The sequence below is a fragment of the Gluconobacter potus genome, assembly GCF_015244705.1.
Classification (GTDB): Bacteria; Pseudomonadota; Alphaproteobacteria; order Acetobacterales; family Acetobacteraceae; genus Gluconobacter; species Gluconobacter potus.
Genome location: NZ_JABCQF010000002.1, coordinates 83,619 through 104,742, shown reverse-complemented (window position 1 = coordinate 104,742; position 21,124 = coordinate 83,619). Strand labels below are relative to the sequence as shown.

Genomic DNA, 21,124 nt, shown 5'->3' with positions numbered 1-21,124 from the left:
TCAAAAAGTATTGCTCATCGCAGCGTTTTTTTCCTTCCATAACAGCTATACATAAAACCGCCTTGGTCCTCTTCCAGCGCCATGGAACAACACGGGCTGGACCTTTCAGCACAGGAATCCACATCATGACCGAACAACCCATTATTTCCCTGGGCCGGGACATCGATATGCCCCAGTTGGGGCTGGGTGTCTGGCAGACTCCCGTCGATCAGACGGCGGATGTCGTGAAATGCGCGCTTGCTGCCGGTTATCGCGCCGTCGATACCGCCGCGATCTATGGCAATGAAGAAGGCGTCGGAACGGGCCTGGAAGGACATCCCGAAATTTTCCTCACAACCAAGCTCTGGAATACGGATCAGGGCTTCGACAAAACCCTCCGCGCCTTCGACGTGAGCAGCCGCAAGCTGGGCCGGACATCAGTTGATCTCTACCTCATCCACTGGCCGGCACCACGCCTCGATCTCTACGTCGAAAGCTGGAAGGCCATGATCCGTCTGCGGGACGAAGGCCGCGTTCGCGCGATTGGTGTCTCGAATTTCACGCAAACCCATCTTGAACGGATCATCGGGGAAACGGGTGTCACCCCGGCGCTCAACCAGATCGAACTCCATCCCGAATTCCAGCAGCACAGCCTGCGGGCCTTTCACGCCTCAAAAGGCATCCATACCCAGTCCTGGAGCCCGCTTGGACAGGGGCGCACGCTGAACAGTCCGATCATCGGGAAAATCGCGGAGAAGCACGGCAAATCTCCGGCGCAGGTCATCATCCGCTGGCACCTTCAGAGCGGCCTGATCGTGATCCCGAAATCAGTCACGCCCTCCAGAATCGCCGAGAACATCGCCGTTTTCGATTTCACACTCGACGCGGATGATATGGCGCAGATCGCGACGATGGACCGTCCCGACGGCCGCATCGGTCCTGACCCTCTGACAGCAGATTTCTGAAGCCTTCAGGTCCTCTCCGGAAGCAAGCCCGGAGAGGACCTCTCAACCACGTGTTGAAGCAGGACTTAACGCCCCGTTTCAACAATGAGATTGAGATGTGGCTCGACGATGGCGCGCGTTCCCGGCGGCAATACTGTCGTCGCATCCATCTGTTCGATGATCGCCGGCCCGGCGACCTCATTCCCACTCCTGAGCAGACTGCGTTCATAGATCGGGCATGACACAAAGCCTTCCGTCTCAGGAAACCACACGTCGCGCGCGCCTGTAATGGCGGACTGCGCATCAGGTCCGGCATCCGGATGTGCCGTGAATGCGGCTTTTTCCACCTTGCCTGTCGCCTCGATACGGAATGTCACGAACTGAACAGGGTCCGTCTGTGAGGCAAAGCCGTATTGCGCTTCATGCGTTGCGATGAAGCTGCGGACCATGTCGGTCACACTCTCATCATTCATGGCATCAATCGAAACCGGCATGTCCACCGCGAGTTCGTAATTCTGCCCGACATAGCGCATATCCGCGCTCATCCTGAGTCCGCGATCTTCCTCACGGACATTTTCCTGAGCAAACCAGTGGTTGGCCTGTTTCAGCAGGTCCCGGAAGATCGACACGATATCGGTGTACATGCCCGGATGCGCGACCATAATCTGCGTACTGGAGAAATCCGCCCGCAGATCTGTCAGCAGCAGGCCAAGTGCGCACATCACCCCTGGTGTCAGGGGGATAATGACACGCTTCATGTCCAGCTCCTGCGCCAGACGCACGGCGTGCAGCGGCCCTGCTCCACCAAGCGCCATCAGGGCATAGTCACGCGGATCATGGCCCTTCTGCACGCTGATGACACGCACGGCACGTGCCATGTTGGCGGTCACGACAGAGATGATGCCCTGCGCCGTCGCCATCACGTCCATGCCGAGCTCTCCGGCCAGAAGACCAATGCGCTCCATGGTCAGATCCCGCCGGATCGCCATACGGCCGCCCAGCAGAAATTCCGGATTGAGGGTCTGCAATGCGACGTTGGCGTCGGTTGTGGAGGGTGTGAGGTTGCCCTGATCGTAGCAGACGGGTCCAGGAAAAGCGCCGCAGCTCTGGGGACCAACCTTCAGCAGGCCGCCATTGTCGCGATAGGCCAGCGAACCGCCCCCTGCACCGACCGTATGGATATCCAGCATAGGCGCCTTGACGGGATAGCCATGCACTTCCGCTTCACCGGTCAGACGGCAGGTGCCATCCTTCAGCAGCGCAACGTCCGTGCTGGTTCCCCCCATGTCAAAGGTGATGATGTTGGGGATGCCGATGACCCGTCCGATGGCCTGCGCCGCGACAACACCGGTGGACGGCCCCGAAAGAACCGTTCGCACCGGCAGGGCGCGCGCCAGATCGAAACTGATGACACCACCATTGGACTGCGTAATCCGGGGCGCAACCGAGAGACCCAGCTCCAGAAGACGTGCCCCCAGACGGGCAATATAGACTTCCATGACCGGGCCGAGATAAGCGTTCACCGCCGTCGTCGAGAAGCGCTCATATTCACGGAACTCAGGGGCGACCTGATAGCTTGCGCAGGTAAAGGCCTCGGGAAACTCCTCCCGAACGATCTCATAGGCGCGGCGCTCATGCTCCGGCTTTATGAATGCATACAGAAAGCCGATCGCCACCGCCTTGACGCCGGCTTTTTTCAGGGCCCGTGCCGCGTCGCGCACACTTTCCTCATCAAGCGCGACTTCCACCGTGCCATCGTGCCGCACCCGTTCCGGCACCTCGAACCGCAGGGCCTGAGCCACCAGGGTTTCCGGCTTGTCTTCCTGCGTATCATAGAGGCTCGGACGCTGCTGGCGGCCAATCTCCAGAAGATCACGAAAGCCATCCGTGGTAATGAACCCCGTCAGCGCGCCCTTGTGCTGGATGAGCGCATTCGTGCCGACAGTCGTCCCATGGCCCAGAAAACTGATATCCGAGGTTTCGGCCGAAACCGTTTTCAGTCCTTCGGTGATACCGGTCAGAATTCCGCGTGACGGATCATCCGGCGTCGAAGAGACTTTCCAGATCGCAAACCTTTTCGATTCCGTATCATAAAGACAGATGTCACAGAACGTTCCACCAGAATCGACACCAAGTCTCCACGCCATTTTCCGCTCCGCTCATTGATTGCGTCGTGATCTGTTCACGATACCCATCTCTTTCGGCGCGGAATAAGAGCCGTTTTGAAATAACAGCTATGCCAAGACACGCCGCAAAGAGTCATGGCACGTCTTGTCATCGATAAAAAACGACACTGTTTTCAGTTCGAGGACGAAAAAAGATGGCGCCGAAGGTCATTCCCGTAAAATCGGATGAAAACCTGCCCGAAACGGTCGATGTCGTCGTGATTGGCGGCGGCATTATCGGCGTGACGACCGCCTTTTTCCTGGCACGTGCGGGCGTTTCCGTCGCGCTCTGCGAAAAAGGTGTTATCGGCGGCGAGCAGTCGAGCCGCAACTGGGGCTGGACGCGCGTCATGGGACGCGACGAACGTGAACTCCCTCTGGGAATGAGCAGTCTCAATCTCTGGCGCGAGATGAACAGACTGACCGGACGCGAAACCGGCTTCCGCCAGTGCGGCATCCTCTATGCCTGCGATAACGAAAAGCAGCTGGACGAATTCCGGAACTGGAAAGATATCGCCGATCGGTACCAGATCCAGACAACACTCATGGATGGTGCCCGGACGGCCGAGATGGCAGCGGGATCACAGCGCGCCTTCCAGGGGGGTCTCTTCTGCGCAACGGACGGCCGGGCTGAGCCGACAATGGCTGCATCGGCTGTCGCCGAAGCCGCGCGGGAGCACGGCGCGGCAATTCTGACGCATTGCGCCGTCCGCGCCTTGGATCGGCAGGGCGGTCGGATCTCGGGCGTCGTCACCGAACGTGGCCGCATCAGATGCAGCACTGTCGTCCTCGCCGGCGGCGCATGGTCGCGGCTTTTCGGGGGGAATGAAGGCATCAACCTTCCCTCGCTCAATGTGCTCGGCAGCGTCATGCGCGTGGACAATGTGGAAGGCGCTCCGGAAGAAACGGTGGGCGGCAGCGACTTTGCCTTCCGGCGCAACATTCAGGGCGGCTACAATATCAGTCGCCGGAACGCGAGCGTATCGGAAATTACCCCGGATTCCTTCCGTCAGCTGCGCCAGTTTGCCGGCTCCTATCTAAAGAATCACAAGGAGCTGCGCCTGCGTCTGAGCCGCGCATTTCTGGACGAATGGAGAATGGAGCGTCGCTGGACACCCGACAGTGTCACGCCTTTCGAAAAGATCCGCACTCTGGACCCCGAGCCGTCGCACGGCCTGCTGGAAGAAGCCGCACGGATCATCAAACGCGATTTTCCGCCCTTCCGCACCATGCGTGAAGTGGAACGATGGGGTGGGATGATCGACGTCACGCCGGATGCCGTGCCCATCATCGACCGTGCCGAAAAAATTCCGGGGCTGGTTCTGGGCGTGGGTTTCTCCGGTCATGGCTTCGGTATCGGACCAGGTGCCGGAAAGCTGTTGTCTGAGATTGTCCGGAACGTGACAACCTCTGTTGATCCGGCCCCCTTCAGTTTCACGCGTTTTGGCTAACCTTTCCTGTCTTCTCTCACTACCCTGACGACGCATCGGAGATCCTGCATCATGACCTCTTTCCAGCGCATCGCCCTCGATCCTGTCACCGTCGAAATCATCGGAAGCGCACTGGCTTCCGTCGTGGAAGAGATGGGCGAGGCTCTCGTCCGCACCAGTTATTCAACGAACATCAAGGAACGCCGGGACTGCTCCACCGCCCTGTTCGACCAGTTCGGCTACACGCTGTGTCAGGCCGAACACATCCCGATGCATCTGGGGTCGTTCATCGAATTCATCCCCCTCGTCATGGACCGTTATCCCACAGCCCAGATCGAACCGGGCGATGTGTTCATCGGCAATGATGCCTTCGTAGGCGGCGGCACGCATCTGCCCGACATCGTGCTGGCCGAACCGATTTTCATGGACGGTGCGCTCGTGGCCTGGGCCATCAACACGGCCCATCATTCGGATTTTGCCGATCGGGGTGATGCCCATATCTTCCAGGAAGGCATTCGCATCCCGCCGATCAAGCTCTACAAGCAGGGGGTTCTGCAACAGGACGTGCAGGACCTGATCCTCCTGAACTGTCAGGTGCCGGACGAGCGGATCTCCGACCTTCGCGCCCAGATGGCCGCAAACCGGCTCGGTGTGAGCCGTTTCAAGAGCCTCTGCACGAAATACGGCGTTGATGTCATGATCAGCGCAGGTCTGACCCTTCAGGATTATGCCGAACGCAAGATGCGCGCCGGCATCGCAGCCATTCCGGATGGCACCTACACGGCCTCCGACCTGTTCGAGACCATCGACCATCCCGAGATCATGGAAATCGGCTGCCGGATCACGATTACGGGCGATGAAATGACACTCGCCTTTCAGAGCCCGCCGCAGGTCCGCGCCAATCTCAACATGACGCGTTCGGCTCTGCTGGCCACCGTGTATTACGCCATAAAATCGATCGTTGATCCGACGATCCCGCCCAATGCCGGTCTGGCCCGCCCCCTGCATGTCGAGGCTGAATCCGGAACCCTGCTCTGCTGCGCCCTTCCTGCCGCCGTCATGGGACGGATTTCGACATGCCAGCGTGTCGTTGATGTCATCATGGCGGCACTGGCCCCTGTCTGCCCCGAAAGCATCACTGCCGCGACCAATGGCTGCGTCGGCTCCGCAACCTTCAGCGGAACACGCAAGGGCAGCAACAAGTTCTGGATCTATCTCGAGACCATCGGCGGCGGGTCCGGTGCGCGCTATAACAAGGATGGTCTGGATGGTGTCCAGGTCCATCTGACCAACACTTCTAACCTGCCCATCGAAGCACTGGAAACAGAATACCCGCTGACCCTGCTGCGATACGAACTGGTCGAAGACTCAGGGGGGAAGGGTAAATTCACCGGTGGCCGGGGCCTGCGTCGCGTTTACCGGGCAGAAGAGGAATGTTACGTTTCCACCAGCATGTCCCGCCTCTCGACGGCGCCCTGGGGACTGAATGGCGGCGGTCCGGGTGGTATGGCACAGGTGAAATGCACGGCGCCGATGGTCCGTGGCAATGCCACGCTCGCCCCCTCGGATATCGTGGAAATCGTAACCCCCGGCGCGGGCGGCTACGGAACACCGGACGTTCTCTGACCCCGGACAAGGAGATCACATCATGTCGGAACAGTGCTCTCCCCTTCCCTCCGGGCGCGTTGCCCTGATCTCGGGCGCGTCCCGGGGGATCGGCCGCGCCATTGCGGAACGTCTTGCAGATCAGGGCTGGCGCATCAGCGCCGGCATGCGGGACGTGGATGGAAGCTGGCTGACGGCGCCCCATCTGACCTGTCCGTATGATGCTGCGAACCCGGCTTCGGAAGAGGCCTGGGTGGCAGAAACGATGCGTGTGTTCGGCCGGATCGATACCGTCATCCTGTCCGCAGGAATCATGATTCCTGGGTCGATCCTTGAAACCGACGATGCCGATCTGGATCGCATGTTCCAGATCAACGTCCGCTCCCCCACACGGCTGGTCCGGGCGGCGTGGGACGCCCTTGCGGCTGGTGGCCGGGGGCGAGTCGTACTGCTGTCATCCATGTCGGGAAAGCGCGTCAAATCCGCGCGATCGAGCACTTATGCCATCACGAAATTCGCCACGTCCGGCCTTGCCGCAGCAATCCGGCGCACTGGCTGGGACAGCGGAATCCGCTCCATCGTGGTATGCCCCAGCTTCGTCGCCACAGACATGACGCGGGACATCGCAGGCTGGACACCGCAGGACATGACACAGCCTGCCGATATCGCTGTCATGGTCACAACAGCGCTCGACCTGCCCAATACGGCCAGCGTTTCTGAACTCTGCTTCACCTGTCAGGATGAAGACATGGCTTGATCGCAGGACAAAGGAGGATCAGAGTCCCAACGTCAGGACAGGAACTCGATATAACTCCTGATTTTCTCGATGATCTGCCCGGCCTCGCGGTCGGACAGTTCATCCGTCGGTTTGGCAACGGTCACCGCCGCCCGACATGTCCCGTCTCCCTCGAGGATCGGCAGGGAAATACCCGATATGCCCTGGATCACCGCGTTGCGTCGGGAATCGTACCCATCCTCACGGACCTGATTCAGGAGGTCTTGCAACGCCTCAAGGTCAACGTTCAGTTCCTGATAGCGCGATGCGTTCGCCTGCAAGATCGCCATCTGATTGTCCGGATCCTGATTCGCCAGAATGACCGTGCTTCCCATACCGTAACCCAGTGGCAGACGTCCCCCCAGCCCGTCATGACCCAGAACGGGCAGACGGCTATCGGTGATGTACATGTCGGTAATGATCGCATCCAGACCTGTGCGCTCAAGCAGGAACGCCGAAGCCCTGAACTCCCGCCCCAGCAAAGCAAGATAGGGCTTCCACTGCCGGATACGCTCCACGGGACTTGTCCTGAACCGTCCCAGCGCAAGAGCTGCCGGGCCAAGACGATAGCGTCCCCGCTGGGCCGCCTGCACGACCAGACCATGCCTCCGTAACGCCTGCAGGGACCGGTGGACAGCCGATTTTTCTGCTGAAACAAGCTCGGCCAGTCGGCCAAGCGCCAGTCCCTGCGACCCATGTTCGTTCAGAATCATGAGGAGCTGCGCCGCGCGATCGGAGTTCTGGGAATACTGCGCCTGCTTCGCAGCCGGAGCATCCTGTACCGGCGTCTTCCGCGTCGCTGCTCTCTCCTGGACGAACGACACCGATGTCACCACGCTATATTCCTTCAATGGGGCGTTCCGGATGCGTGCCCGAACAACAGACCGCACCGATCATCCCCGCAATGAATGGCAGAAGAAGTGCCATGGACCAGCTTCCTGTCATCCTGACGATATACACCATGACGATTGGCGCAACACCACTGGCCGCATTTCCCCAGAATGTCGTCCACCCGGCAACAATCCCTGCCTGTCCGGACGTAAGGTCCTGAACGGAGGTCCAGATGGAAATCTGGCTGAGTCCTGAACAACCCAGGGCAAGACCGAAGATCACGATCATACCCGTCACATTCTGTACATGATCGCCAACCAGAACCAGCGTACCGCAACAGAACGTCCCGATCATGCCCATAGGCGTCCGGGCCTTCCACACGGACCCCGTCCGCCTGAGCACAGCGTCCGCGATCATGCCGCTCAGGAACACGGAAACGTAAAGGAAGGCCCATGGCAGGGAATACAGCCATCCCATTGACGTGAACTGAAGATGCCGGTGATCCATGAGATAGAATGGCATCAGCGTCAGGAAAAAGGACTGGATGGTCAGCAGGCACATGTAATGAACGCCGATGAACCAGAACTGCCGTGAGCGCAGAAACCGTTTCATGGGCACACGGTCTGCCACCGGCTTCATGTCTTCGACCGTCGGCTCCTCCGTCGCCGGCCGATCACGCATGAAGATGCTCCACAGGCAGCTCCAGATCACGCCCCCCACGCCAAAGACGTAAAACCCGAGTTTCCAGGAATAATGTGCCGTCATCTGCGTCAGCATCGGACCACCGATCACCGATCCCAGATAGAGAAAACCCAAGAGAACCGCGTTCGCCCGTGCCCGCCGACGGGGCTGAAACCAGTTGTTGATGGTCACGATGCTCGAAGACCAGTCAGGAGACTGTCCGACCCCCATCGCAAGACGGATCAGCAGGAAGCTGGCAAACGAACTGCCCATGGGCGTCAGGATCGTTGCGATAGACCAGGCGAGACAGCCGACAAACAGACATTTCCTGGGACCGTAACGGTTTACCAGGGCGCCGGCCGGAAGCTGAAGCAGCGCGTAGGTCCACAATACGCTGGCAATGATGATGGAAATCTGGACGAGGGAGAAGCCGAATTCCGCCTGTATCCGAGGCGCTGACAGCGTCATGGCCTGACGGTCCAGCGACATAAGCAGATTGATCGGCGCCACCAGGGCAAAAAGGATGACCCAGCCAGCGCCCCACGACGTCCGGACAGGACGCATCCCGAATTCATCGACAAGGGCCGCGTCAATTCCGCTCAAACTTCCCTGCCTCCCCGGTCGTTCCCCCATCATGTTGGTTCCCTTCCGAAACGTTCGTGACAACAGTATGCAATTTCCTGATGTGCGACCAGTATATCAGTTATACACCCGGGCCGGCCGCCAGACTGATTTACCTGCAGTTTTTGAATAACAGCTATGTGTTGGATTCCGGCGCCCTTCAGAAGATGCTTTCCAGATCGTAACGACAGCAAACCCGCTCTACCGATCGCAACCCGCTGCGAGCCCTGAAAACGGAGATCATGTCAGTGGCATCTTTCACATTCTCCAGACGCCTGTCGGCAACCACACTCCTGTTTGCAGCCAGTGCAATGTCCCCCATAGGCGCGCAGGGTGCCACGCCCTCCGCGAAGAGCATCCGGCCTCACAGCGGGCATAGCGCCCCTCCCGCATCCCACCCGACACCCCGCAAACAGGCAAGCGCGGTCAAGGTGCAGTCCGATCCCGAGCAGATCCATGTCTCAGCCGGACGGCGCATGGCGGGTGGTTTCATGAAACGTCAGGTCGCCCCGGAATCCACAAGCTCCATCACGGCTGCGGCCATTGCCCGCAAATCAGCCATTGCCTCGCCGTTGCAACTCGTCTCCACCCTGCCGGGCGTCAATTACGGCACGCAGGATGCGTTCGGTCTGAGTATCCGCAACACGATCAGTGTCCGCGGCTTCCAGCAGACACAGCTGGGCTATACGATCGAAGGTGTGCCGGGCGTCGATCAGGCCTATTACAATCCCTATACTGAAACCTATGCCGACAATGAGAATCTGTCTGACATCACGCTGATTCCCAGCACCTCGCGGATCAACGACCCGGTTCAGTCCTCCTCGGGTGGTGAACTGATCGAGACCGTACGGGATCCTTCAGAAAAAGCCGGTGGCATGATTTCCTATGCTGCGGGGTCCTACCGCGCGCAACGCGTATTCGGACGGCTCGACAGCGGCTATATCGGTCATTCCGGTATCCGTCTGTTCGGTTCCGCGTCCTATACCGCCGCGGACATCTTCGCGGGTTCCGGACGCAGCAACAAAACACATGTCGACTTCAAGGCGCTCAAAGAGTGGGGCTCCATCGGACGCAGCAGTCTGTTCGTTTCTTACGACGCCTGGAAGAATGCCCGTAGCAATCCCTATACGCTCGCAGCCTACGAAACCGCTGCAAAGACGAACAATAATTTCTCCGTAGGAAACTATGCTTCCACTTATACCCCAGGCGTGACGACCAACTACTGGAAGAACTATCTTTATCACCGTAACAGCGTTCTGATTTCATTCCAGAACGAGTTCTCGCTTGCGCGGCACCTGAACCTGCATATCACGCCCTATTTCCACTGGAACTTCTCCAACAGCCCGGGCCAGACTTCGCTTAACCCCGACTCTCTGTATTCGGGAGACCAGCGCGTCACCCTGGATACGTCCAGCCTGACGCTCGTCAACGGACGCGTCAATGGCCTGGCGAATACGGCGCAGCGTGAATACGAGACCGGGGTCAACACCTATATCCAGTATGATCCGATCCACAGCAATCACCTGATTTTCGGTTACTGGTTCGATCACTGGAACATGGACGCAACATCCGGGGTTACACCTCTGGACATTAACGGAAATGCGTCCAGCTATATGGGCAAGGACCTGCTTTACGCCACGAATGGTAGCCTCATCGCAGGCGCAAAGTATCAGATGTCCACGATGATCAACAATTTCTACGTCTCTGACACGCAGAGCTTCTTCGATGACAAGCTGAAAATTACTGCCGGCGTGAAAGAAATGATGTTCTACGTCTCCGGCACCAACCAGCTCGCCGGGCCACAATATCATTTCTCGCAGGCCATAACACAGCCCATGCCGCGCGTATCGGTGTCGTACAACATCACCAAGGACATGCAGGTCTATATCAACGGAACAACCAACGCACGACCGCCCGTCCCGCTATCCACCTATCCCAACATCTACAGCACCGCGACTGGAGCAATCTCCCAGAGTGGCTCTAACAATGCCCGTATGGAATACACGATCAGCGAGGAACTGGGCTTCCGTTACTACGGGGCTTTCAATTTCGACGCAGCGTTTTTCAATGCCAACCTGACGAACCACCAGGTCACGACCCAGGCTTTCATCAACGGCGCATCAACCAACACCGCCATCGCAGCAGGCGGCCAGACCGTACGCGGCGTGACAGCAGAAGCGTCCCTTCATCCGTTTTATGGCTTTGCGCCTTATGTGAACGGGCAATATCTCCATTCCACGATGGACAACAATTTCAACACAGCCTCGGGGACCCTGCCGACTGCCGGGAAAATTGCGGTTTTCAGTCCGAAATTCATGGCCAATGTCGGGGTAATGTACACAAAAGGACCGTTCTTCGCCAACGTAACCTTCAAATATGTTGATTCCCAGTACTCGACCTTCATGGACGATCAGTCGATGCCGGCTTACAAAACCGTCGATCTGGGTCTGGGTTACCACTTCCCGAAATGGTTTGTCCTCCACGAGCCAGTCCTTCGTCTGAACTTCATGAACCTGACGAACAAAGCCTATCTCGGCGGCATCAGTACTGTCACCACCAATGCACGACCAACACGCGCCACGAACGGCCAGATCGTCGCAGGCTCGACACCCGCCTACTTCCTCGCAGCCCCCATGACCTTTGTGATCAACATCTCGTCTTCCTTCTGAGCAAAACCAAGACGCTTCCCTCGGGATCAGAACAACACTTTACGCCGCCCTGCAAGGAACCCTCGCAGGGCGGCGTTTCATTTGATCCTGAAGGCAGATAACCACGTCCTCCATTGCCAGACGCGTCGTTTTACCAATCAATCAAGATCGAACTGTGAGGGCACTTTGGCGATTACATGACGACTACATGACGACCCAGTTGCCCTCAATGATCATGTTGGTGGCAACAGTGATTCCATGCCCGAGATAAGCAACCTTCCCGGCTGCAATCCCCCGTGTCGCAAGGATCGTTCTGATCCCCGTCAGAATGGCTTCGGACGGATCATGTGGGGTGGAGGGCGTCTTGAAATAGGACAGTTCCTCACCCTCAGCCTCCGAGACCGGAAAATCGGTCAACGTTCCGCCGACATCTATTCCTATCCGGACCATGGGAGCCTCCGTTGACAGACTGTTTTCAGTATTCGGGTTCTTTCCAGACATCATGCGAACCTCAGGTCAGGAGACGGGCGACATCGAAGGCGCCGATATCGTAACGGGACCGACCGTGCATGATGCAGTCGGCGATGATCTCCCCGACCAGGGGAACAAGCTCGAACCCGTGGCCGGAAAATCCGAATGTGTGGAAGACGCCGGGAGCACGTGCGGACGGCCCGATGACAGGCAGAAGGTCAGGAGTCTTTCCTTCCAGCCCCGTCCAGGCCCGCACGATCTGGACGTTCCGGATGGCCGGAAACAGCGCCTGCGCCGCTGCCGCCCCCCGGGACAGGGCACGAAAATCAACCTGCGTTGACCCCTTTTCCAGATCGGCCCAACCCTGGATCCCGCCGCCGACAACCAGCGTTCCCTGCGACGACTGCTTGAAGCTCAGGGGCCGGCCGACCGTGCTGAAAACCGGCCCGAACGCCTGCTGCACCCGCTCGGTGACAAACACCATGGAGGCCTTGTACCCAAACCGGATGACCTCACCGACCATCCGGCAGACCTGACCGCCCCAGGCACCTGCCGCATTGACGACATGGCGCACGGCCCAGTTTCCGGCATCCGTCACCACGCGCCACCCCCCGGCCTCGGGTTCAAGCGCCATGACGGAGATCCCCTCGCGAATGACGGCCCCATGCCCTTCAACAGCCCGGCGGAATGCGGCAATCGTCCGGTGGGGATCAGCCGCCCCATCACGACGGGCGATGAGCCCTCCAACACAGTGCTCACTGATCATGGGGGCCAGCCGACGCAGCTCCCGGGTATCGATCAGTTCTTCATGATGGAACCCGAGGTCACGCGTCCGGGCGGCCCGGGCCGCCAGTGCCTCCATCTCGGCATGACTTTCGGCAACCTTGATCTGACCGCCCGCCCAAAAGCCGCAGTCATCCCCGACAAGCGCATCCATCCGGTACCACCGCTCCAGCGCCTCAAGGGAAAGGCCGATTTCCGCCGGATCGCGCCACAGCGTCCGGACACCCGCCGCCGTCGCGCCCGACGCCCGACGCCCGATCCATGACCGTTCGAACAGCACGACGTCCTGCCCCCGCTGCACCAGAGCCAGCGCACAGGCCAGACCATGCAGCCCCCCGCCGATCACGGCCGTCGTGGCCTGCCCGGCCTTCATGACGAAAGACCTTCATCTGCCAGACCCGCCAGATCGCAGAGCCGGACCGGTTTCAGGGGCGGCCGCACCCGGAAGGGCTGGACCTCACCCATCTGACGCCCCTCGGCGGCGGCAATCAGGGCCGCCACGGTCAGGCCGCACTGTCGCCCCTGACAGGACCCCATTCCCGCCCGGGTAAAGGCCTTGAGCTGGTTCGGCCCCACGCTCCCCGCAAGCACCGTACGCAGATCGCGAACCCGCAGTTCCTCGCAGCGACAGACGATCGTGTCGTCATCCGGCGCAAAGATCTCCCCGCGCGGCCGGAAAACCCGATCCAGAAAAGGACGCAGCGCCAGGGCACGCGCGAGGGCCGCCCGACAGCTCTCCTCGGTCATCCCGGGCTCAGCCGCGACTTTCCCCAGCCTTTGCAGGATGCGCAGAGCCGACAGCCTGCCCCGATGGACCGCAGCCTCGGCGCCACCAATACCGGCCGCATCTCCCGCGATCAGGATATCGGGATGGCTGCACTCGCCCCATTCATTCAGAACGGGCCTGTAGGCGGCCTGCCCGGCATCCCATTGGATTTCACATCCGAGACTGCGTGCCGTATGCAACTCGGGCAGCACCCCTTCATGAACCAGCAGAAGAGACGTCCTGATCTCTGCCAGCCGTCCGGCTGCCGTCCGGTAGCGTACGCCCTCAAGCCGGTCCGTCCCCAGAGCCTGAAGATCAACAACACCCGGAACATAGCGTCCGGCACGATGGCGCAGCCCCGCATACCAGGACATGCCCTTGGCAAGCTCGCCGCTGCTCCGCAGGACAGCCCTGCCTGCGAGCCGCAACGACTCACGCAGTGGAGTGGAAGGCCGGGTATCGAGAAAACCCGCCACCGCTCCCCCCATTCTGATCAACTGATGCGCATAAAGCAGCGCTAGCGGCCCACATCCTGCAATCCAGACAGGCTCCGAAGGAACGCTTCCGGGGTTCTTGAGCAGGATCTGCGCCGCCCCGACCGTCATGACCCCGGGCAACGTCCACCCCCGGAACGGAGCCGGACGCTCCTGCGCTCCTGTCGCGATCAGAACCAGACGCGGGGCAATCACACGTGTCCCCCCGGGGCCGGTGACATACGTCCCCAGAGTAGGCTCGATCTGCCAGACGCGCGTGGACGGCCAGTAAACCGCCCCACATTCACGAAACGCCCGGACTGTCGCCAGACCGGAGCAGTACTGCGAGCCCAGCGCCCTGCCGCGGGACGTCCCCGCATTTGCTTCGACCCCACGCCAGATCTGGCCGCCGGGCGTCGGCTGTTCGTCAACGACGACGACCTTCAGCCCCGCGCGCGCCGCAACGATCGCAGCGCTCATTCCAGCCGGGCCGGCTCCCACGATCAGAAGATCCGGCTTCAGCATGACGGCCCCACCTTCCGTGGCCCCGTCTGCCGCTGCACCTTCAGACCGGCCCGGACAAGCGTCTGGCACGCGCGGACCAGCCCTTCTCCCTCGACCAGCATCAGACAGTCGAAACACACACCCATCATGCAGTACGGAGCCCGCCGGGCACCGGAGACCGGTGTCGTCCGGCTCCAGGAAGCGCCCTCACGCAACAGCGCGGACGCCACCGTTTCTCCGATCCGCGCGATGACCGGATACCCGTCGATCTCGATCGTCACCGTGCTCTCCATCCTGCCCCGGTCATCTTCAAGCAGCCTGAACATTGAACCTCCTGGCACTGAACTGCTGGACGTCATCCCAGCTCCCATATCCGGCGATGCGCTTCGCGAGCCCGCGGGCGTGATAGGCCGCCAGCGTCACCCCCGAATGGCAGATGCAGGCATACGCCCCCGGAAACCTGGAACTGCGCTCGTAAATGGGCGCGATATCCGGCGTGATCACGCGTCGGCCGCTCCACTGACGGACGGCTGAAACGCGCGCCAGATCGGGAAATACCCTGATGGCGCGTGCCGCCAGACTGGCTGCCGCACCGGCCGTCGTGCCTGTATCGCGGCCGACATTCTCCTTGGTGCCGCCAATCATGATCGTGCTCCCGGCAGTCTGCCGGATGCGGTCGGAGGGATAAGGCAATACAGGCCCCACACGCTCTGTCACGAGGATCTGCCCGCGCTGCAAGGTGAACGGCAGCGTCATGCCGAGCGGCTCGGCAAGAACCCGGCTCGCTTCCCCCGCCGCAATCACCACCCGGGCCGCGTGCACGACACCCGTTTTCAGATGCAGCCTGAACTGCCCGCCGCAGACCTCGATCCCATCGACACGTCTTCCGCGATGAACCGTCCCGCCAGCATCCACAAATCCCTGCTGAAGCGCCATCAGCAGACGCAGCGGATTGACATGACCGTCCAGGGCGGAAAAGGCTCCCCCGGTAACGTCCTTTCCAAGGCGGATCCCGGGATAGAGATGCTCCAGCTCGCGGCGGGAGAGCATCCCGATTTCGGTCCTCTCCATCTAGCCTGCAAGTCTGGACAGGATCATCTGCCGGGCTTCGAGTTCCTGATCGCCCAGACAGAACGTAAGGCCGCCCTGCCCTGCGAACTCGATCGGGATTCCGCCTGTTTCCTCGATTTCCCTGGAAAAACTGCGCCACTCTTCGACCGCCAGCCGGGACAGACGCTGATAGGCGGGCATGCCCACACCCTTGCTCTGATACCAGACCAACCCGAAATTCGCCTGGGCAGCGCGCGGATCGCTGTCCCTTCCATCGATCATCAGAACAGAATCCAGATGCGAGACCAGACCATAGGCAATGGCCGAACCGACAACCCCACCCCCGATGACCACGCAATCGAACATCACATCCCGTCCTTTCGATACAAGAACATTGCAGATTCGATTATGAACTGTCTAAGACCGTTTTTGACCCATCCCATTCCGGAAGGTTATGGCCGCGATGAAGCCCCTGAATTTCCGGCAGATCGAACTCTTCACGACCCTGATGGAACAGAAAACCGTCAGCGCGGCAGCCGTAGAACTGAACATCTCCCAGCCAGCAGCCAGCAAACTGCTCCGGCACCTTGAAATCGATACTGGTCTGGAACTGTTCGAGCGCGCGAAAGGCCGCTTGTGGCCCACTGCCGAAGCCAGAACACTGTATGAAGAATTGTCCTGCCTTTATCACAGTCTCAACAAGATCGAAGATGTCGTCCAGGCCATCCGGCGCCGCAAGAACAGAGAGCTTGTTATTGGCGTCCTGCCCGCTCTCTCAACAGGTTTTATTTCCCGGGCAACTGCACTTTATCTTGAAAAGAACGAGAACGTCTTTCTCAATATCGTTTCCCTGCCCTCAGTCGATATCCTGCGTGGCCTTACCAGCAAGACGATTGATGTCGGTGTGATCGGCAGCCAGCAACAGACAGACGGTATCACCTGCGTTTCGCTCATGGAGCGCCCGATGGTCTGCATCATGCCTCGTGGCCACCCGCTTGCAGCACAAACCATCATCACACCGCATCACCTGACGAACGTCCCGTTCATCTCATTCAGCGTGGAATCGCTGACAGCCCAGCTGGTCCGGGACATTTTCCAGCAGGAAAACGCGACGCTGAATATCGCGCATGTCGTCAACACGGCACCGCTCCTGCTGTCTCTCGTCTCGGCGGGGCTGGGCGTCTCGATCGTGCATCCCTTCTATATCCCATCGGATGACACGAACATCATTGTCCGGGAGTTCTCACCCGCCGTGAAATTCAAGTTTCGCGTGTGCTACCTGGTCGAGAAGAAATCGGACAGTCTGACCCGCCGCTTCTCGGATATTGTCCGCCTGCTGGATTGAACCTGAACCAAACGGCATTGCACAAAAAAACGCGGAAAGGAGGACCTTTCCGCGCGTAAAACCTGGGTTTTTTTTCAGAACGCCTCTGATATCAGAGCGTGAAATTAACACGTCCGTAATAATACCCACCCGTCATCGGAACCTGTGACGAGAACGTATCGTAAGGATTGCCACCAAGCTGGTTCAGCTCACCTGGAAGCTTGCGGGGACGGACATTAAAGATGTTGTTCGCACCCACAGCCAGATGCCAGCGGGAATTCACACGATAGCCGATCTCAAGATCCGTCAGCCAGCGCGGAGAATTCTTGAACTGGGCGAAGCAGCTGCTGGACTGCTGAAGCTGCTTGCCATCAATCGGACAGATCGAGGCCGTCGGCGTCCAGTCCTGATAGGTCATCATGTCTGTCGTCTCGCCGTAACGGGTCTGACGCACATTCACGTCCCATTTCCCGATTGTCCAGAACGCATTGAGAATGATCTTGCTGCGCGGATAGGCCGTCGTCAGATAGGCAATGTTCTGGGCGTTCAGAAGCGGCGATCCCGTGGACGACATGCCGTTATGCGTCAGGCGCGTCCGGTTCAGATCGAGCGCCATGGACAGGGTCAGGTTGCCGTATCGATGCATGCGGAACATATAATCCGCCTTGATGTCCAGCCCCTGCGTCCGAGTACTTGCCCCGTTCGTGAAGTAGTAGGTCTGCACGGCGTTTTCGGAAAGCTGGGTCAGGGCCGGAAGGGACACACCCATGGCTTCCAGCGCCGAAATCGCGGTCGCTCCTGTCACGTTACCGCCCTGCACGATGCGATCGCGGATGTTGATCTGATAGACATCCGTCTCGATATGAAAGCCATCGATCGGCTCAAGAACGATACCACCGGTCGCGCTGGTCGAACGCTCGGGCTTGAGGGGGGACGCGCCCGTCGCGCGGGCTTCGGAGGACGACACCGGCAGCAGACCCAGCACTGATGTCGGGCCGACATTGATGGCGCTGTAATGCTGTTCGGCCATGGTCGGCGCACGGAAACCGTTGCTGATGGTGGCGCGCAGGCCGATCCGCTTCGTGATGTCGTAACGCGTGGAGACCTTGCCGTTCTCGGTATTGCCGACATCGGTGTAGTGCTCGAAGCGGCCGGCGAAGTCGAGATCCCAGTTCTTCAGCAGATGGAAGTCACCATCCAGATAAGCCGCCCAGACATCACGGTTCCATTTTCCGGCATCCTGCGGCGTCAGGCCGGCCAATGCGGACGTTCCACCATATTCATAGGACGCAGGCTCACCAGCCATGATGGTGTACTGCTCAAGGCGGTGCTCGCCGCCAAATGCCACCGTGACGGGAACCACATTGGCGATCTTGAAGTTCCGACGCAGATCAAGGTTGTTCGTCCACTGCGCAAGGCGGAAATTGGACGTCCGGACAGTCGTGGGCGTATATCCGGTTGCGGCATACATGTTCGGATTGGTCGTGTTCTGGTTGGAGATCTTGTCCAGATCCTCACCCCAGGTGCTGCTCAGATCCCAGTCAAACCCGAAAAAATGCCCGCCCTTCAGGCCAAGGGTCGCTGCATAGTCGTTCTCGTCGATCGTCTCCAGCGGAGAATAGCCGTAGGGGAACAGTTCCGGGTTACTGGCACTGGCCCCCGACGGAACACGATAATTCTCATACGCTTCCGCATGACGGTGCGCATAAGTGATTTGTCCGTAGAACTGGATGTTTTCGGTCAGGTTCTTGCCAAAATCGATCCCGAGATTCTCACGCGTCTCTTCAGGCGTGCTCATGATCTTGTTGGAGTTCTTGGGCACCTTGACGGAGCCCGTATACAGCTCGTTCGCAGCACCTGCCGGGACATAACCCGCGAGGCGGTTGTCGACCGTATTCGTAACGAAATGATCCGTGTGGTAAACCTGTCCAGAAATATGGATGAACCCGTCATTGCCGAGCTTGAGACCGCCATCGGCGTTGAGCTGGTACTGCCAGCCATCCCCGTTATAGGCGTTCGCACCCGTCTGGGCGCTCATGTTCAGACCATGATCCTGCTTCTTGGTGATGATGTTCACCACGCCCGCAATGGCGTCGGAGCCGTACATCGCAGCAGCGCCGTCTTCGAGCACCTCGATATGGTCGATCATGTTCGAGGGGATCATGTTCAGATCCACAGGCGTCGCGCCAAAATTCGGGCCAGCATCCGCATTGATGTTGGCCGTGGTGTGACGGCGCTTGCCATCCACCAGCACCAGAACCTGGTTCGGATTCAGGCCACGCATCCGGATAAAGGATGTCAGTGCGCCGGCGTCATTGCCCATCGTGCTCATGTTGATGGACGGATACGTCTTCGCCAGCGCATCGGCGAGGTTCATCATGCCTGAGCGACGCAGCGTCGCGCTGGACAGAACCGTGATCGGGCTCGTGCTCTGACGGGCATGGCGGTTCGTGGCATGCGTACCGGTCACGATCACACCCTCTTCGCCCCCTGCGACGAACGGCGCATTCCTGGCCTTTGCCACCCTCTTGGCGGGCGCAGCTGCCTTCACCGGCGCCGCCTTGGCAGGGGCCTTGTGAACCGACGCCTTCACGGGGCCTGAAGGGGCCTTTGTCGTGGCGGCAAAAACCGAACCAGTGCAGAAACTGACGGAGAGAAAAGTCGAATAAAGCGCAAGTTTCCTGATGTTCATGATCGGCTCCATCGCCCTGGCAAGACAGGGATATCAGTCGGAATAGTCAGATCGCACAGCAGGAACCGGAGGGCCCACTGCTGCACGGTGGGATTATCTCGTGGTCGGGACTACATGGCTTCGGGGCGCAGCAAACTGGCCAGTGCATTTGCAATCACCTTCGTCGCACGGCGCATGTCTTCGAGAACCACATGCTCATTCGCACGGTGGCCATTGGCGTCCTGAAGCCGGCGCGGCCCGGCACCGTACAGAACCGTGGGGTAACCCGCATTGCTGTAAATCCGGGCATCTGTGAAAAGCGGCATGCCCTTCACGGCAATCCGCTCCCCGAAAACAGCCTCCGCAGCATCCTGCAACGCTGCGATCAGAGGGGCCTGACCCGCGTCCGGCACCAGAGGCAGCGCCAGCAGATGTTGTGTCACGACGCATTGCACACCCGGAACATCCGCCGCCTCCAGAATGATCTGACGTAGTTCGGCCTCGACATCGGCCGCTTTCTCGTCGGGAAGAATCCGGCGTTCCAGGCGGAATTTCGCATGTTCGGGAACGACATTGGCTGCAACGCCGCCTTCGATCGTTCCGATGACGAGCGTTGGTGTATCAATTCCAGGAATGGAACAGACCGTCTCCACCAGCCCGTCCCGATAGGCATACAGCGCCGACATGACACGACTGGCCGCCTCGATCGCATCCGCCCCCGTTTCTGGCCAGGCGGAATGGGCTGCCTTGCCGGTGAAAGCAACATCCAGCTGAAGACTGCCGTTATGCGCGATCATCACGTCATAGGTGAAACCCGCACTGATGACATGATCCGGCTTGCTCAGCCCTTCGGCCAGAAGCCAGCCCGGGCCGACATGGCCGCCAATTTCCTCGTCATAGGTCAGGTGAAGCTCGACGGTCCCGGAGAGATCCGAAGCGGCTTCTTTCAGCGCCCGCAGTGCAAACGCATAGGTTGCGAAGTCGGACTTGGAGACCGCGGCTCCGCGACCGTAGAGCTTCCCGTCCTCGATGACGCCACCATACGGATCGTGAATCCATCCTTCACCGGGAGGGACCACGTCACCATGCGCATTGAGAGCGATAACAGGCCCCTTACCGTCCCCGAAACGTTCCCGGATGATCAGATTGGTTGCGCTCTGCATTCCGTGGCGTTCCACGAAATCCCGGGGAACAGGATGACATTCGACTTCGAACCCAAGATCCCGCAACTGCCCGGCAGAGAACAGCGCATGCGGTGCGCAGTCACCGGGCGGGTTGTCCGACGGAACCCTGACAAGCTCCTGGAGAAACGGCACCTGCCGCGTCTCGAAATCCCGGTCGACAACACAGTCCAGACTCTCGGTCAGCGTTTTCTTGCAACAGGAAGTCTTTTCCAGCACAGC

Annotated in this window: 15 protein-coding genes and 1 pseudogene; 6 read left to right on the top strand and 10 right to left on the bottom strand. The window is 59.6% G+C overall.

Translation table 11 applies throughout. The features are described from left to right. Window positions 1-125: 125 nt before the first annotated feature. Window positions 126-944 (top strand): aldo/keto reductase, encoded by an 819-nt coding sequence (locus tag HKD31_RS04580; protein WP_194264379.1) that lies wholly within the window; start codon window positions 126-128, stop codon window positions 942-944. Window positions 945-1,009: 65 nt separating this feature from the next. Here HKD31_RS04580 and HKD31_RS04575 read toward each other — a convergent pair whose 3' ends face one another. After that, window positions 1,010-3,070: a hydantoinase/oxoprolinase family protein gene (locus HKD31_RS04575; RefSeq protein ID WP_194264380.1), complete on the bottom strand. Its 2,061-nt coding sequence runs from the start codon at window positions 3,068-3,070 to the stop codon at window positions 1,010-1,012. Between the two features lie 173 nt (window positions 3,071-3,243). On the opposite strand from HKD31_RS04575, the gene HKD31_RS04570 reads away from it, so the two are divergent. Genes HKD31_RS04570 through HKD31_RS04560 form a run of 3 tightly spaced genes read left to right on the top strand, consistent with a single transcriptional unit; the run spans window position 3,244 to window position 6,880 of the window. Then, window positions 3,244-4,539 carry an NAD(P)/FAD-dependent oxidoreductase gene (locus HKD31_RS04570; RefSeq protein ID WP_194264381.1) on the top strand — a complete coding sequence of 432 codons (1,296 nt, stop codon included), beginning with the start codon at window positions 3,244-3,246 and terminating at the stop codon, window positions 4,537-4,539. A 51-nt stretch (window positions 4,540-4,590) separates the two neighbouring features. Next, window positions 4,591-6,144, top strand: coding sequence for a hydantoinase B/oxoprolinase family protein (locus tag HKD31_RS04565; protein ID WP_194264382.1), 1,554 nt, complete (start codon window positions 4,591-4,593; stop codon window positions 6,142-6,144). A gap of 22 nt (window positions 6,145-6,166) precedes the next feature. After that, window positions 6,167-6,880: an SDR family NAD(P)-dependent oxidoreductase gene (locus tag HKD31_RS04560; protein WP_194264383.1), complete on the top strand. Its 714-nt coding sequence runs from the start codon at window positions 6,167-6,169 to the stop codon at window positions 6,878-6,880. A gap of 32 nt (window positions 6,881-6,912) precedes the next feature. Here the strand turns inward: HKD31_RS04560 and HKD31_RS04555 are convergent, their stop codons facing one another. After that, window positions 6,913-7,734, bottom strand: a complete 822-nt coding sequence (locus HKD31_RS04555) for an IclR family transcriptional regulator (RefSeq protein WP_062495006.1) — start codon at window positions 7,732-7,734, stop codon at window positions 6,913-6,915. Between the two features lies 1 nt (window position 7,735). Next, a complete protein-coding gene (locus HKD31_RS04550; RefSeq protein WP_194264384.1) occupies window positions 7,736-9,013 on the bottom strand; it encodes an MFS transporter in 1,278 nt (425 codons plus the stop codon). A 266-nt stretch (window positions 9,014-9,279) separates the two neighbouring features. On the opposite strand from HKD31_RS04550, the gene HKD31_RS04545 reads away from it, so the two are divergent. Then, a complete protein-coding gene (locus tag HKD31_RS04545) occupies window positions 9,280-11,700 on the top strand; it encodes a TonB-dependent receptor (protein ID WP_338085533.1) in 2,421 nt (806 codons plus the stop codon). A 183-nt stretch (window positions 11,701-11,883) separates the two neighbouring features. Here the strand turns inward: HKD31_RS04545 and HKD31_RS04540 are convergent, their stop codons facing one another. The 5 genes and pseudogenes from HKD31_RS04540 to HKD31_RS04520 form a co-directional block, all read right to left on the bottom strand. Continuing rightward, a complete protein-coding gene (locus HKD31_RS04540; RefSeq protein WP_228120220.1) occupies window positions 11,884-12,129 on the bottom strand; it encodes a hydantoinase/oxoprolinase N-terminal domain-containing protein in 246 nt (81 codons plus the stop codon). 61 nt (window positions 12,130-12,190) lie between these two features. Beyond that, complete coding sequence (locus tag HKD31_RS04535) at window positions 12,191-13,306, bottom strand: NAD(P)/FAD-dependent oxidoreductase (protein WP_194264386.1); 1,116 nt, start codon at window positions 13,304-13,306, stop codon at window positions 12,191-12,193. After that, complete coding sequence (locus tag HKD31_RS04530; protein WP_194264387.1) at window positions 13,303-14,697, bottom strand: FAD/NAD(P)-dependent oxidoreductase; 1,395 nt, start codon at window positions 14,695-14,697, stop codon at window positions 13,303-13,305. The genes HKD31_RS04535 and HKD31_RS04530 overlap by 4 nt, the downstream gene beginning before the upstream one ends. Next, the gene (locus tag HKD31_RS04525; protein ID WP_194264388.1) at window positions 14,691-15,002 is read right to left on the bottom strand and encodes a (2Fe-2S)-binding protein; all 312 of its coding nucleotides are present in this window, start codon (window positions 15,000-15,002) and stop codon (window positions 14,691-14,693) included. The genes HKD31_RS04530 and HKD31_RS04525 overlap by 7 nt, the downstream gene beginning before the upstream one ends. Continuing rightward, window positions 14,986-16,092, bottom strand: a pseudogene (locus HKD31_RS04520) (NAD(P)/FAD-dependent oxidoreductase). Before HKD31_RS04520 ends, HKD31_RS04525 begins: the two are co-directional and overlap by 17 nt. An 88-nt stretch (window positions 16,093-16,180) precedes the next feature. Here HKD31_RS04520 and HKD31_RS04510 point away from each other — a divergent pair. Beyond that, entirely contained in the window at window positions 16,181-17,071 is an 891-nt protein-coding gene (locus HKD31_RS04510) for a LysR family transcriptional regulator (protein ID WP_194264391.1), read from the top strand. A gap of 91 nt (window positions 17,072-17,162) precedes the next feature. Here the strand turns inward: HKD31_RS04510 and HKD31_RS04505 are convergent, their stop codons facing one another. Together HKD31_RS04505 and HKD31_RS04500 are read right to left on the bottom strand one after the other, a co-directional pair. After that, complete coding sequence (locus HKD31_RS04505; RefSeq protein ID WP_228120218.1) at window positions 17,163-19,742, bottom strand: TonB-dependent receptor plug domain-containing protein; 2,580 nt, start codon at window positions 19,740-19,742, stop codon at window positions 17,163-17,165. 110 nt (window positions 19,743-19,852) lie between these two features. Then, the gene (locus HKD31_RS04500) at window positions 19,853-21,121 is read right to left on the bottom strand and encodes an ArgE/DapE family deacylase (RefSeq protein ID WP_338085532.1); all 1,269 of its coding nucleotides are present in this window, start codon (window positions 21,119-21,121) and stop codon (window positions 19,853-19,855) included. Window positions 21,122-21,124 lie beyond the last annotated feature (3 nt).